Below are 13,152 nucleotides of genomic sequence, written 5' to 3'. Positions count from 1 at the left end.
AGCACCCCGACGAGGTTGGGAGTGCAGCATGGCCGGGTATGAGACGACCGAGGCGGTAAGCGCCGCCGACCTCGCCCGTTATGATGCGGTCATCGATGTGCGCAGCCCCGCCGAGTTCGCCCTCGACCACCTGCCCGGCGCGGAAAACCTGCCGGTGCTGGACGACCAGCAGCGGGCGGAGGTGGGAACCATCTATGTCCAGGAATCGCGGTTCCTGGCCCGTCGGATCGGCGCGGCCCATGTGGCCCGCAACATCGCCCGCCACCTGGAGACCGCCCTGGCCGACCGCCCGGCCAGCTTCAAGCCGTTGATCTATTGCTGGCGCGGGGGGCAGAGGTCTGACGCCATGGCCACCATCCTGTCCCAGGTGGGCTGGCCCGTCACCCTGCTGCGCGGGGGTTACCGGACCTATCGACGACACGTCACCGCAAGCCTCTATGACACGCCAAAGGCGCTGAAATTGCTCCTGATTGATGGCCATACCGGCTCAGCCAAGACCGAAATTCTGCACCAGCTGGAGGCCTTGGGGGTCCAGATCCTTGATCTCGAGGGTCTGGCCGAGCATCGGGGCTCGCTGTTTGGGGCCCTGGCGGGGCGGCCGCAGCCCAGCCAGAAGCTCTTTGAGACCCGTCTGCTCCAGGCCCTGAACACCCTTGATCCTGAACGCCCCATCGTGGTGGAGGCCGAGGCCAGCAAGATCGGCGATCGGATGACGCCGCCGGTCCTCTGGCAGGCCATGCAGAGCGCGCCCCGGGTGGTGCTTGACGCCCCGCAAGCCAGCCGGGCGCAGTATCTGGTGGGCGCCTATGGGGATATTGCCGCTGATCCAAACGCCTTGGAGGCGGCCTTTGACCGTCTGCCGGTAGCACCGAGCGCCGAGCGCAGGGCGGCTTGGCGGGGGATGATCGCTGCCGGTGCCTTTGCCGACCTGGCCCAGGCCCTGATCGACCTTCACTATGATCCGGCCTATGACCGCGCCGCCCGCAAGGCCGGGGCGCCGGTGGTGGGACAGATCATCGTAGAGCCCACCGATCCGGCAAGCTGCAGCGCTGCGGCCCGGGGGGTCGCCACTCTTGTCTGCGAGACCTTTGGGTGCCTCTAGGCCGATCAAATTCGCGTTGGAACGCCCCCGATCTGGGGGGCATGAGGTGGCCCTCGCACGGCAAGGCTTGCCACGGCGCTCGCTATGGCGAAGTTTGGCGCAGAATTGCAAAGGGGTAGCCAGATGGCCATGCAGTCCGGGGTCTTGGGGATGATCGAGAAGGTGGGCAACCGCCTGCCCGATCCTGTGGTCATCTTCGTCTGGATGATCGTCGCCCTGTTCGTGGGCAGCATGATCGCTGCGGGCCTTGGTGCCTCGGCGGTCAATCCGGCCACCGGCGAGACCCTGACCGCCGTCAGCCTGGCCACATCAGAGAACCTGCAGCGGCTGTTTGTGGACATGCCGCGCACCCTGACCAGCTTCGCCCCCTTGGGCTTCGTGCTCACCGTCATGCTGGGGGCCGGGGTGGCCGAGCGGACGGGACTGTTCACGGCGGCCATGAAGGCCAGCATCTCCAAGGCCCCCAAGGCCCTGCTGACGCCGATCATCATCTTTGTGGCCATCATCGCCAACCACGCCGCCGACGCCGCCTATGTGGTGCTGATCCCCCTGGCCGGCGTGGTGTTTGCTGCGGCCGGCCGCCATCCGGTGGCGGGTATAGCTGCGGCCTTCGCCGGGGTCTCGGGCGGGTTCTCCGCCAACATCTTTCCAGGCCATCTGGACGCCCTGCTGCTGGGGATCACTGAGCCTGCTGCGCGGCTTCTGGACCCCAGCTGGACGGCCAATATCGCCGGCAACTGGTGGTTTATCCTGGCCATGACCGTCATCTTCACGCCCCTGGGGTGGTGGGTCACGGACAAGATCGTAGAGCCCAAGCTCGGCCCCTGGGTGCCGCTGTCGCCCGCGATCGATGCGGCCGAGGCCGAGGGGGACGCCGAGGGGGCCAGTGCCCGCGAGCGTAAGGGCCTCATCTGGGCGGGTATTGGCGCGGTGGTGGTGATCGGCCTCTGGACAGCCATGACCCTTGGGCCGGCGGCCCCCTTCATCAATGCCGAGGGCGGTCCCGGCGAGCGGCTGACTCCGTTCTATTCCTCCCTGGTGGCGGGCTTCTTCCTGCTGTTCCTGGTCTGCGGCGTCGCCTACGGCGCGGCGGCTGGCACCGTCAAGAGCCAGGGCGATGTGGTCCGCCTGACCGGACAGTCCATGGCCGAGATGGGTCCCTATATCGTGCTGGCCTTTGTGGCCGCCCATTTCGTGGCCATGTTCAACTGGTCAAACCTCGGGGCCATTGTCGCCATCCATGGCGCTGAGGGCCTGCGCGCCTCTGGCCTGCCAACCCCGCTGCTCCTGTCGGGCATCGTCCTCCTCGCGGCCTGCATCAACCTGTTCATCGGGTCAGCCTCGGCCAAGTGGGCGGCCCTGGCCCCCATCCTGGTGCCGATGCTGATGCTGCTGGGGGTCAGCCCGGAAATGAGCACCGCAGCCTACCGGGTCGGAGATTCCACCACCAACATCATCACCCCCCTGATGGTCTACTTCCCGCTGATCCTCGGCTTTGCCCAGCGCTACCAGAAGGACTTCAAGGTCGGCTCGCTGATGGCGGTCATGATCCCCTACTCGCTCACCTTCCTGGCAGCGGGCATGATCATGGTGCTGGGATGGACCGCCCTCGACCTGCCGCTCGGCCCCGGGGCCGGCGTCACCTATGAGCTGCCCACCCTCAGCGCGCCCTAGGACCAAGAGCGACATATTGCGCCTCTGGCGGGTGATCTGGCTGATCGCCCGTCAGATGCTCTTCATTTCCCCGCAACGGGCCCCGATATAGGGTTGAGATAACATCCTCCTCCCTGCACGGGCCCCCGATGAAGCAGTTCCTGACCACCATGGCTGGCGTGTTCGCCGGCCTGACCCTGTTTCTGGTGGGCGTGCCCTTCCTGCTGATCGTCATCGCCGCGGGGGCGACACGGCCAGCCCCTGTGCCGGGGGCGGTGGTCCTGCAGCTGGACCTGCGCAGTGCCCTGACCGACCAGGATTCCCAAGGCCCCCTGGCGGCCTTTGGCGGGGGCTCGCCCTCAGTGATGTCGGTCATCGAGGCCCTGCACCGGGCCGAGGACGACCGGCGGGTGAAGGGGCTTCTGGTTCGCCTGCCCGAGGTGGGCATGGAGCCCGGCGCTGCCGATGAAATTCGACTGGCCCTCAGGCGCTTCGAAGCGGCTGGCAAGCCGGTGATCGCCCACAGCCAGGGCCTCTATCAGGCCGGCGTGGTGACCTCCACCTACATGGTTGGGGCGGCTGCAGGTGAGCTTTGGATGCAGCCGGGTGCCGGCCTGCAGGCCACCGGACTTGCGGTAGAGGACGTGTTCTTCAAGCGCTTCTTCGACCAATACAGCGTTGAGCCAGACTTCGAACAGCGCAAGGAATTCAAGAACGCGGTCAACACCTATCTCCACAGCGACTACACCGCCGCCCACCGTACCGCCCAGCTGTCGTGGATGAACTCGGTCTATCTGAGCACCCTGGGTCTGGCCGCCAGCGACCGGGAGATGGAGCCTGCCGTGCTGCGCAGCCGGCTGGAGGCTGGCCCCTATAATGCCGCCCGGGCCCTGGAGCTGGGCCTGATCGACAAGCTCGGCCATCTGCATGAGGCCCAGCAGGCGATGTTGACGGCGGCTGGCGACAATGCCCGCCTGCTGGACCTGGCAGCCTATGCCCGCAGCGCAGGCACAGAGGATGGCTCGGGGCCGACCATCGCCGTGATCGAGGCCGAAGGTCCGATCATCACCGGTCAGAACGGCCTGTCGAACCCCCTGGCGCCCAGCGCCATGATCTTCTCCGACGATGTGGCCCAGGCGCTCTATGACGCCGCCGAGGACGACGACATCAAGGCCGTGGTTCTGCGGGTCAATTCGCCAGGCGGGTCAGACACCGCGTCCGAACAGATCCTCGCCGCGGTCCGCGCCGCCAAGGCCGCCGACAAGCCGGTGGTGGTCAGCATGGGGACCTATGGTGCCTCCGGGGGTTACTGGATCGCGTCAGAAGCCTCGGCCATCATCGCCCAGCCCACCACCCTGACCGGCTCCATCGGCGTCTATGGCGGCAAGCTCGCCCTCGGCCCGGCCCTGGCCGAGTTTGGTGTCGACATGCGCAGCTTAGGGGTCGGCGGCGAGTTCGCCGGGGCCTATGGCATGGGCGGCGGGTTCACTCCGGCCCAGGAAGCCGCCTTCTCGACCATGATGGATGATGTTTACGACGCCTTCATCGTGCGGGTGGCCCGGGGTCGTGATCTGACGCCCGAGCGGGTGGACGAGATCGCCCGCGGCCGGGTCTGGACCGGCGCCCAGGCCAAGTCCCTGGGTCTGGTGGATGAACTGGGCGGCTTCTATCAGGCCGTGGACAAGGCCAAGGCCCTGGCCGGGATCGAGGGTGAGGTTCGCCTGCGCCGGATGACGCCGCACGCCAGCCCGCTCGAGGCCCTGGAACGGGCCCTGGGCATGAGTGCGGTCTCGGTGAAGACCCTGGCGGCCGCCGCCTGGGTGCTGGGGGATCCTCGGGCCCAAGGGGTGCTCGACACCCTGGCGGCCGAGCGGCTTCGGGCTCAGGGTTCAGCCGCGGTCCTGGCCCCGACGCCCGTGCGCTAGGCTCCAGGCGCGCGCTCAAGGACCCATGCCCGCGAAACGGGGCGGGTCACCTTCTGTCTGTGTCTAGAGGGGCCGCCCTAGGACGCTAGGCGGGGTGCCATGGATGAGCCCGGCTAGGGCGGGCACCGACACAGCACAGGCTGCGACGGTGGCATCCTGATGATCTGCGGGCCGCCAGCGCGGCCAGCTCACGCCTTGCGCCCTAAGGCCAGGAAACACTGCCGCCAGGGGCCCGTTCCGCAGAACACGCCCCGCCCCCGATACCAGTAACAGCTCGATGGCCCCGGTGGTCCAGAGCCTTGGGCCCCGTTGCGAGACCGCGTTTTCAGGGACCGCTGCGCGATTGGCAGCTGGCGGGCTGTGTCTGGCCCACGAAAAAGGGCGGCGGACCGAAGTCCGCCGCCCCCTCTCCAGGACTGAACTACGGTCCTTTAGAACCGCAGGTTCAGGCCGACCGCGAAGATGCGGCCGAGCGTGTCGTAGGCGCTGGGCAGGGTGTTGCCCGAGTTCGCCGAGGTGGTCGCTGCTTCGTTGCCGAGCACCGGGGGATCCTTCTCGAGCAGGTTCTGCACGGAGAAGGTCACCTTGGCGACGTCGTTGAAGGCGTAGCTGGCGGCCAGGTCGATGTAGTTATAGGCCTCGATCTCGCGGAACGCCCGGAAGGTGTTGGGCTGCTGCACCGGCTCGATCTCGACCTTGTTCAGGTGACGCCACAGGTAGGACACCTGCAGGTCGCCCATGGTCCAGGTGGTCCGCTGGACGAAGCGGAACTTGTGGGTCGGGTTGCCACAGGCATTACCGAAGAAGCCCAGGCAGTCGATTTCCGGCACGGTGTTGCTCGAGCGCGACTCGTTGGTCAGGTAGTAGTTACCCGTCCAGGAGACCGCCAGGCTGCCCCAACGCTCGCTCAGGCCCAGGGTGTCGAGGTCGAGGCCGAAGTTGACCGCCGCTTCGACGCCTTCGGCGCGAATGTAGTTGAGGTTGGTGGTGAAGCGCTGAACGCCCGAGCCCGGCGAAGCGATGTCGCCGTCGACGCGGACGATGCGCTGGCAGAACTGCTGGATACCCGAGATGTAGCAGCCGTCCAGGGTTTCCTGGGCGGAGAAGGCACCGATGTAGTCCTTCACCTCGATGTCATAGTAGTCGACCGACACGACCGGAGCGCGCAGGGCGGTCAGGAAGGTCGGGGTCCAGACAAGACCGACGGTGGTGGTGTCCGCCAGTTCCGCCGAGGGCAGTTTGGTCAGGTCGGTACCTTCGAAGGTGTTGATCTGGCCGGCCACGATATCCTGGACGGTGCCGACTTGGGCGGCCGTCATGCCGGTGGCGATACAACGGGCGCGGACGTCAGCGGTAATGGCCCGACGGGCACCCAGCGAGCAGGGATCGAAGTCGGCGTTACGCAGACCGATCACCACCGGCGCGGCGATTTCGCCGACGTTCGGGGCGCGGGCGGCGCGCTGACGCATGACGCGCAGCAGCAGACCGTCGAAGGGCTCGTAGTTCAGACCGGCCTTCCAGGTGCTGTAGGTCCCGGTCGGGTTGTAGTCCGAGTAACGATAGCCGAGTTCCAGGCCCAGGGACTGAGCCAGGGGCTGGTCCATGGCGATCGGAACGATCATTTCGCCGAAGATTTCGTGCGCATCGAAGCCGCCGACGATCGGCAGCTGGTTGCCGCCAGCGCCGCCGAGGCAGCTGATGGGCGGGAGCTTGAGGCACTCGTCCGGCGTGGAGGCGCCGAACTCTTCGCGGTATTCCACGCCGAGGGAGGCGACCACCGACTGCGAAGCCCAGGGACTCTTCAGGGCGGTCAGTTCACCGTTCACAGACGCGTTGAACACGGTCTGCTCGTAGCTCTCGATAAGGACGCCCGTGGCGCTAGAGTAGGCGGCCATGGCCGGAGTAATGGTGCCATAGGCACCGAAGACGTTGATTGGAACGCAGCCCGAACCGCCCACACGGCAGGTGGTGGTGGAGACCGCGTCAAGCGCGTTGCCGAAGTTGGTGGTATTGGTATAGCCGGCGCGGATTTCGGTCCGGTCAACCTGACCCTGCTGGAGATAGACGTTCCAGTTCCAGTTATCCATGAACTCGCCCCGAAGGCCGAGGGTGAACTGGAACATGTTGTTGTCATAGGTCGACGAACGGGCGCCGAGCTCGCCGGTCCGGCGACGGATCACAAGCCGCAGGTCATCAGCAGCGTCGACGACGCCGTTGGCGTTCAGGTCACGCCAGCTGGTGGCCGGCAGGGTGCCGGCGGTGCGAGCGGTGTTGGCCGAGTTAATCAGGGTGGTCTGGGCCTGGGCCGTCAGGAAGGGGTTGGCCAGCGGCACGTAATAAGAGTTGCCGAAGATGCCCGACGGGGCGATCTGCTGGGACACATTGGTGGAGGAGTAGACCACGCGGGCATAGGCTTCGACGTTCTCAGCCAGCTCGTAGTAGCCGATCGCGGTGGCACCGAAACGCTCCTGCGGGGTCTGATAATAGTTGAACGGGTTGAAGTTGAACACGCCGCAGTTGGGGCCAAGGGTGCCGTCTTCACGGAACTGAGCCGCCGAGGTGCCGACGCCGGTGATCTGGGTGCGGGTGGGAACGGTGGTGGTCGAACCACCAGCGGCCACAGAACCCGGGCCGCCGCAGCCTGCGGGAGCGGGGGTCGGCTGACGGCCGTCGAGGAAGTTCTGATAGTTGGCGCCCGAGGCGGTTTCGATGCCGAGGTTACCGAGCGGACGGGTGCCGAACAGCACGCCTTCACGCTGGGAATAGTTCATGCTCAAGGCGACATTGCCGCGGCCGTCGGCCACGTTCGAGCCGAAGGTGAGCGAGGTGGAGATCACTTCGCCGTCGCCAGCGCCGGTCACCGAGTACTTGGTGTCCAGTTCGACGCCTTCAAAATTCTTCTTCAGGATGAAGTTGATGGCGCCGGAGATCGCGTCCGAACCGTACACGGCCGAGGCACCACCGGTGATGATGTCCACGCGCTCAAGGAAGGCGGTCGGGATGACCGACACGTCCACCTGGCCAGCCGTGTTGTACGGGGTGACCCGCTGACCGTCGATGAGGACCAGGTTCCGCTGGGCGCCGAGGCCGCGCAGGTTGACGGTCGACACACCTTGCGTGCCGTTGTTCACCGCGTCGCCGTCCGAGGGGACGGAGATGGGCAGGAAGCGGATGATCTTTTCCACTTCAGGCTGCTGCTGCAGGCCAATTTCAGCCGCGCCGACCGTCAGGATCGGGCTGGCCGATTCAAGGCCGGGCACCTGAATGCGCGAACCGGTGACGACCAGTTCTTCGACTTCGGCGACCTGGGCGGTGGCCGGCGAAACAGCCATGGCGGCAAAAGCCGCGCCGCAGATCATCGATGACGCCAAAAGGCGCTGTCGGTTAGATTTGATGTTCAAGGTCAGATCCTCCAGCGGGCCAACCCCACGTCCGAGACGGACAGGCGATGAGCCGCTCCCCACAAAAAAAGTGTCCCGCGGATCGAGACCGATCCGGGTTACGGGGAGTTACGAGGGTTACGGAACAGGGGTCAACGGCCATTAACAAGCCGCAATGTTTTCACGCCCCACCTGTCACATTCCAGACACAGACTGGCCATGTCTGAGGCACCTGACGATCAATTCATGCCCCTGATCGGCGGCCTAACGACCCTCAACGCATAGATAACGCGTCCGGTGATGGTCGATGATGTTGTCGACCCAGCCGGTGATCCTGGGGTTCACCAGAGCCTTGGTGTTCAGGAAATAGACCGGCACGATGGGGGCGTCTTCCAGCATGATCCGCTCGGCCTCAGCCAGGTACCCCGCGCGGATTTCAGCGTCCGGCTCATTGTCGGCCTTGGCCAGCAGTTCGTCATAGAGCGGGTTGTTATAGTCGGCGTAGTTCTGAGAACCAGCTGTGGAGCGGTTGAGATAGAGGAAGCTCATCGCGTCGTTATAGTCGGCCACCCAGCCGGCATCGGCGATCTGGAAGTCTCGCACCCTGTAAGAGGCATAGGCGATCTGAACCTCGTTCTGAGCCAGGGCCAGATCGATACCCACCGCCTTGAGGTCGGCCTGCACCGCCGGCATGAACAGGGTCGGATCGGCGGAGTTGCGGTGCTTGATCTCGAGTTTCAGGGGCTTGTTGGGACCATAGCCGGCCTCGGCCAGCAGCCGCCTGGCTTCCGCCTGCCGACGCTCAAGGGGCCATTTCGCCCATTCCGGCTCCGGGGGCGAGGTGTAGTTGGCTACCCCCGGCGGGACATAGTTGTAGGCCGGGACCTGCCCGCCCCGCAGCAGCTTGTTGGTGATGAACTCCCGGTCCAGCGCCATGCTGATGGCCCGGCGCACCCGGACATCCTTCAGTGGCTCCACACTGGAGTTAAAGGCCATATAGGCCACGCCCAGATAGGTATGGGTCCGCACATAGTCCGGGATTTCTTCCCGCAGGAAGGCGATCCGGTTGGACTGAACCTCATAGCTGATGTCCAGCTCCCCCCGCCGAACCCGGCGCTCGGAACTGGCGGCGTCGGTGGTGGGATAATAATAGACCTGATCCACGCAGACCTTGTCGGCCTCATAGAACCGGGGATTCTTGGTCATCTTCACGTGGTCGCCCAGCCGCCATGTCGCGATCCGGTAGGGGCCATTGGTGACGATGTTCTGCGGTTGGACCCAGGCGTCCCCCAGCCGCTCCACAAGGTGCTTGGGCACCGGCGACATGGTCTGGTGCTTGGCCACCTCGGTGAGATAGGGGGCCGGGTGAACCAGGCGGATCTCCAAAGTGCGGGGATCAACGGCCCGGACCCCCAGGGCCTCGGGCCCGGTCTTGCCTTCATTGAGTTCCTGGGCGCCATCGATGAAATAGAGCAGCGAGGAATATTCCGACGCGGTTTCCGGCAGCAGGATCCGACGCAGGGAGAAGACGAAGTCCTCGGCGGTCACCGGCACGCCGTCCGACCAGGTGGCCTCCCGCAGATAGAAGGTCCAGACAAGGCCGTCGTCACTGACCTCCCAGCGCTCAGCCATGCCAGGGGCCACCCCGCCGCTGGCGTCGTCCTGGGTCAGCCCAATGAAGGCATCAGCGAGGATTCGGCTTTCCCACGTCCCTGTGGCCTTGTGTGGGTCCAGGGTCGCAGGCTCCGACCCATTGCCGATCAGCAGGCAGACCTCCCCCTCAGGGCAAGGGGGGCGGACCGGCGCCTGAGGGGCGCAGGCTGCGGCGAGCAGCACGGGGACGACGATCGCCAGGGCGACATGGGATGACGAGAAGAGATTGCGCCGACGGCGGCGGACCTCTTCAATGAGGCTTGGAAAGATCATGAGGCAACCGATGACAGGTTTTTGGCCCGGAGCAAGACTCAGCCTGGTGATCGCCAGTGCTGGGATACTCATGCCCGCAGGCGCGCTGGCGCAAACGCCTGAGGCCCCAGGGCGGGCGGCAATTCTCCAGTCGCTGCTGGATTGCCGGGGACTCACCGAGGACGCCGCGCGGCTGGCCTGCTTTGACCAGGCTGCCGGTGCCATGGACCAGGCTGAGGCCAAGGGCGACATTGTCGTGGTGGACCGCGAACAGGCGAGAACCGTGCGCCGTCAGACCTTTGGCTTCTCCATGCCGTCCATGGCGCTGTTTGAGCGGGGGGTAGCCCCTGAAGAGATGGACAGGGTCAGTGGCGTCGCCAAGGCTGCCTATCAGGCCAGCGGTAAGTGGGTGATCGAGCTGGAAGACGGCGCGGTCTGGCAGCAGACCGACAGCGAAGTGGTCGGCCGCCGCCCCCGGGCCGGAACCAAGGTGGAGATCCGCAAGGCTTCCCTGGGCAGCTACTTCATGAACCTGGACGGCCAGCGCGCTGTGCGGGCCAAGCGCGTCCAGTAGCTGACCCATGCGCGGCGCCTATCGGTCCTTGGGATCGATGGCGTCGCGCAGGCCATCGCCGATGAAGTTGAAGCTCATCAGGGTGACCACCATGGTCAGCGATGGGAACACCAGCAGCCACCAGGCCAGCTCCATGTCCTGAGCGCCATTGGCGATCAGGGTGCCCAGCGAGGCCATGGGCGGCTGCACGCCCAGCCCCAGGAATGACAGGAAGCTTTCGGCCAGGATCACGGCGGGGATGGTCAGGGTCACATAGACCACGACGGGGCCCAGCAGGTTGGGGATGATGTGCTTGGCGATGATGCCGCCATCGCCGAGGCCTGCGGCGCGGGCGGCTTCGACGAATTCCTTGTGCTTCAGCGACAGGGTCTGGCCCCGCACGATCCGCGACATGGTCAGCCATTCCACCGCCCCGATGGCCACGAAGATCAGGATGATGTTCGAGCCGAAGGTCACCATCAGCAGGATGACGAAGAAGATGAAGGGCAGCGAATAGAGCACGTCGACGATGCGCATCATGATCTCGTCGATCCGCCCGCCCACATAGCCAGCGATCGCCCCCCAGGCGACGCCGATAATCAGCGACACGGTGGTGGCCACCAGACCGATGGCCAGCGAGACCCGCAGACCGGTCAACAACCGCGCCAGGAGGTCCCGTCCAAGGGAATCAGCGCCCAGCAGATGGCCCTGCGTCATGGGCGGCGCCCAGACATGGTCCTTGTTGATCTGGTCGTAGGCGTAGGGGGTGAAATAGGGGCCGATGATCGCCGCCAGCACCAAGAGGCCCAGCACGATCATGCCGCCTACTGCGGCCTTGTTGCGCATCAGACGACGGCGGGCGTCATCCCAAAGGCTGCGCCCGCGGGCCGCCTTTTCCATGGTCTCGGCACCCACCCGGGAGCCCGGGGTCAGAATGGTCCCGGTCATGACAGACGCACCCGAGGATCAAGGGCTGCCTGCAGCAGGTCAGCGATCAGATTGAGGATCAGGATCAGGGCGGCGTAGAAAATCACCATCCCCATGACCACGGTGTAGTCGCGCTGCAGGGCGCTGATCACGAAGAACTTGCCCAGCCCCGGCAGGTTGAAGATCTTTTCCACCACCAGGGAGCCGGTGATCAGGCCCGCGGCTGCGGGGCCGAGATAGCTGACCAGGGGCAGGATGGCCGCCCGCAGGGCGTGGCGGCGCACGATCCGGTTCTCCGGCAGGCCCTTGGCCCGGGCGGTGCGGATATAGTTGGAGCGCAGCACCTCGACCATGCCGGCCCGGGTCAGGCGCGAGATGATCGCCACCTGCGGCAGGGTCAGCACCACGATGGGCAGGATCAGATTGGGCAGGGCCCCGCCATTCCAGCCTGCACTGGGCAACCATCCGAGCTTGGAGGCGATCACCAGGACCAGCACCGGCGCGGTGACAAACGTGGGAATACAGACCCCCAATATGGCAATGGTCATCACCACATAGTCGGTGGTCTGATTCTGTCGTAGCGCGGCCAGCACCCCCAGACTGACGCCAATGATCGTCGCCAGAATGATGGCGGACAGGCCAAGGGTCAGGCTGACCCGGTAATTCTCCTGCAGAATCTGCAGGACGGACTTGTCCTTGTACTTCAGCGACGGACCGAGATCGCCCTGCACCACGCCGACGAGATAGGCGGCGTATTGCTCATGCAGGGGCCGGTCCATGCCGTATTTGGCCATGACATTGGCCTCGATCTCCGGCGAGAGCTTGCGCTCCCCGTCGAAGGGGCTGCCTGGGGCGGCCCGCATCATGAAGAAGGCCACCGTGATCACGAGGAACAGGGTGGGAATGGCGATGAGGAGGCGTCGGCCTATGAAACGCAGCATTTGAGGTGGCTTGGGTCTTCCGCTGAAGGCCTGGGCGTTGGGCCGGGCGTTGCGAAACTTTCATTGCGCCCCGATGATGTCAAACGAAGCTGTAACCCATGTCACCTTCAAGGCCCTCATGACCCCGTTCAGACGCGTCACCGACCAGTTCTCCGTCAGCCCTCAAATCGCCGTGAGCGATGTGGCGGCGGCCGCCGAACAGGGCTTTGTCCTGATCATCAACAATCGTCCCGATGGGGAAGACCCGGCCCAGCCGTCGGGCGCGGAGATCGAAGCCGCCGCCCGCGCCGCCGGCCTCGACTACCTCGCCATTCCGGTCCGCGGCGGTCCGGACGCCGCCCAGGTCGAGGCCCAGCGCGAAGCGATGGACCAGGCCTTAGGCCCGGTTCTGGCCTATTGCCGGTCGGGCACCCGCTCGATTGTCACCTGGGCCCTGGGCCAGGCTGCGGCTGGCAGGACCGATCGCCAGACCCTGGTCGCCCTGGGAGCCGAGGCCGGCTACGACCTCTCAGGCGTGGTGGGCTAGAGGCAGGGCGGCTTAAGGAAGATCGGCCAGGCTGACCCGTGCGGCCATGACCGAAGGCTCGGCCTCGCAACTGGCCATGGCCAGGGTCAACTGGGCCGCCATGAGACAGAGCATGGCGAACGCCGCCCGCTGTAGCCGTTTTGAGACAAAAATAGCCGTATCTGCGATCATGGCCCTTACCCCTGCCCTTGTGTCCCCCCTGATCCGCAACATCGGCGCCGCAATCACCTGTCCTTCGAC

10 protein-coding genes are annotated in these 13,152 nt (G+C 65.6%); 5 read left to right on the top strand and 5 right to left on the bottom strand.

Annotation, left to right across the window (positions count from 1 at the left end; all coding sequences use genetic code 11):
• Positions 1 to 28: 28 nt before the first annotated feature.
• The 3 genes from mnmH to sppA all read left to right on the top strand — a co-directional run bounded on the left by mnmH (position 29) and on the right by sppA (position 4,680).
• A complete protein-coding gene (gene mnmH, locus MH112_RS05200) occupies positions 29 to 1,102 on the top strand; it encodes a tRNA 2-selenouridine(34) synthase MnmH (RefSeq protein WP_296564842.1) in 1,074 nt (357 codons plus the stop codon).
• A 123-nt stretch (positions 1,103 to 1,225) separates the two neighbouring features.
• On the top strand, positions 1,226 to 2,776 hold the full coding sequence (locus MH112_RS05195; RefSeq protein WP_296564839.1) for an AbgT family transporter: 1,551 nt from the start codon (positions 1,226 to 1,228) through the stop codon (positions 2,774 to 2,776).
• 128 nt (positions 2,777 to 2,904) lie between these two features.
• Positions 2,905 to 4,680 (top strand): signal peptide peptidase SppA, encoded by a 1,776-nt coding sequence (gene sppA / locus MH112_RS05190; RefSeq protein WP_296564836.1) that lies wholly within the window; start codon positions 2,905 to 2,907, stop codon positions 4,678 to 4,680.
• A gap of 431 nt (positions 4,681 to 5,111) precedes the next feature.
• Here the strand turns inward: sppA and MH112_RS05185 are convergent, their stop codons facing one another.
• Together MH112_RS05185 and MH112_RS05180 are read right to left on the bottom strand one after the other, a co-directional pair.
• Positions 5,112 to 8,081, bottom strand: a complete 2,970-nt coding sequence (locus MH112_RS05185; protein WP_296564833.1) for a TonB-dependent receptor — start codon at positions 8,079 to 8,081, stop codon at positions 5,112 to 5,114.
• Positions 8,082 to 8,324: 243 nt separating this feature from the next.
• The gene (locus MH112_RS05180) at positions 8,325 to 9,986 is read right to left on the bottom strand and encodes a peptide ABC transporter substrate-binding protein (protein WP_296564831.1); all 1,662 of its coding nucleotides are present in this window, start codon (positions 9,984 to 9,986) and stop codon (positions 8,325 to 8,327) included.
• Positions 9,987 to 9,996: 10 nt separating this feature from the next.
• On the opposite strand from MH112_RS05180, the gene MH112_RS05175 reads away from it, so the two are divergent.
• Positions 9,997 to 10,539: a hypothetical protein gene (locus MH112_RS05175; protein WP_296564829.1), complete on the top strand. Its 543-nt coding sequence runs from the start codon at positions 9,997 to 9,999 to the stop codon at positions 10,537 to 10,539.
• A gap of 18 nt (positions 10,540 to 10,557) precedes the next feature.
• Here MH112_RS05175 and MH112_RS05170 read toward each other — a convergent pair whose 3' ends face one another.
• Positions 10,558 to 11,466, bottom strand: coding sequence for an ABC transporter permease subunit (locus MH112_RS05170; RefSeq protein WP_296564825.1), 909 nt, complete (start codon positions 11,464 to 11,466; stop codon positions 10,558 to 10,560).
• Positions 11,463 to 12,386 (bottom strand): oligopeptide ABC transporter permease OppB, encoded by a 924-nt coding sequence (oppB, locus tag MH112_RS05165; protein ID WP_296564822.1) that lies wholly within the window; start codon positions 12,384 to 12,386, stop codon positions 11,463 to 11,465. The genes MH112_RS05170 and oppB overlap by 4 nt, the downstream gene beginning before the upstream one ends.
• 118 nt (positions 12,387 to 12,504) lie before the next feature.
• On the opposite strand from oppB, the gene MH112_RS05160 reads away from it, so the two are divergent.
• Positions 12,505 to 12,912 (top strand): TIGR01244 family sulfur transferase, encoded by a 408-nt coding sequence (locus MH112_RS05160; protein ID WP_296564819.1) that lies wholly within the window; start codon positions 12,505 to 12,507, stop codon positions 12,910 to 12,912.
• A 12-nt stretch (positions 12,913 to 12,924) separates the two neighbouring features.
• Here the strand turns inward: MH112_RS05160 and MH112_RS05155 are convergent, their stop codons facing one another.
• Positions 12,925 to 13,083, bottom strand: a complete 159-nt coding sequence (locus MH112_RS05155) for a hypothetical protein (protein ID WP_296564816.1) — start codon at positions 13,081 to 13,083, stop codon at positions 12,925 to 12,927.
• Between the last annotated feature and the right edge of the window lie 69 nt (positions 13,084 to 13,152).

This window comes from Phenylobacterium sp. (assembly GCF_022402485.1).
Classification (GTDB): Bacteria; Pseudomonadota; Alphaproteobacteria; order Caulobacterales; family Caulobacteraceae; genus Phenylobacterium.
The sequence above is the reverse complement of the archived record's forward strand: the minus strand, read 5'-3'. Positions and strand labels throughout refer to the sequence as shown.

What these genes read in the sequence shown, in the direction of transcription:
- MH112_RS05155 (WP_296564816.1), bottom strand. Translation starts at nt 13,083, where the DNA reads ATGATCGCAGATACGGCTATTTTTGTCTCAAAACGGCTACAGCGGGCG.
- MH112_RS05160 (WP_296564819.1), top strand. Translation starts at nt 12,505, where the DNA reads ATGACCCCGTTCAGACGCGTCACCGACCAGTTCTCCGTCAGCCCTCAA.
- sppA (WP_296564836.1), top strand. Translation starts at nt 2,905, where the DNA reads ATGAAGCAGTTCCTGACCACCATGGCTGGCGTGTTCGCCGGCCTGACC.
- MH112_RS05195 (WP_296564839.1), top strand. Translation starts at nt 1,226, where the DNA reads ATGGCCATGCAGTCCGGGGTCTTGGGGATGATCGAGAAGGTGGGCAAC.
- mnmH (WP_296564842.1), top strand. Translation starts at nt 29, where the DNA reads ATGGCCGGGTATGAGACGACCGAGGCGGTAAGCGCCGCCGACCTCGCC.
- MH112_RS05170 (WP_296564825.1), bottom strand. Translation starts at nt 11,466, where the DNA reads ATGACCGGGACCATTCTGACCCCGGGCTCCCGGGTGGGTGCCGAGACC.
- oppB (WP_296564822.1), bottom strand. Translation starts at nt 12,386, where the DNA reads ATGCTGCGTTTCATAGGCCGACGCCTCCTCATCGCCATTCCCACCCTG.
- MH112_RS05180 (WP_296564831.1), bottom strand. Translation starts at nt 9,986, where the DNA reads ATGATCTTTCCAAGCCTCATTGAAGAGGTCCGCCGCCGTCGGCGCAAT.
- MH112_RS05175 (WP_296564829.1), top strand. Translation starts at nt 9,997, where the DNA reads ATGACAGGTTTTTGGCCCGGAGCAAGACTCAGCCTGGTGATCGCCAGT.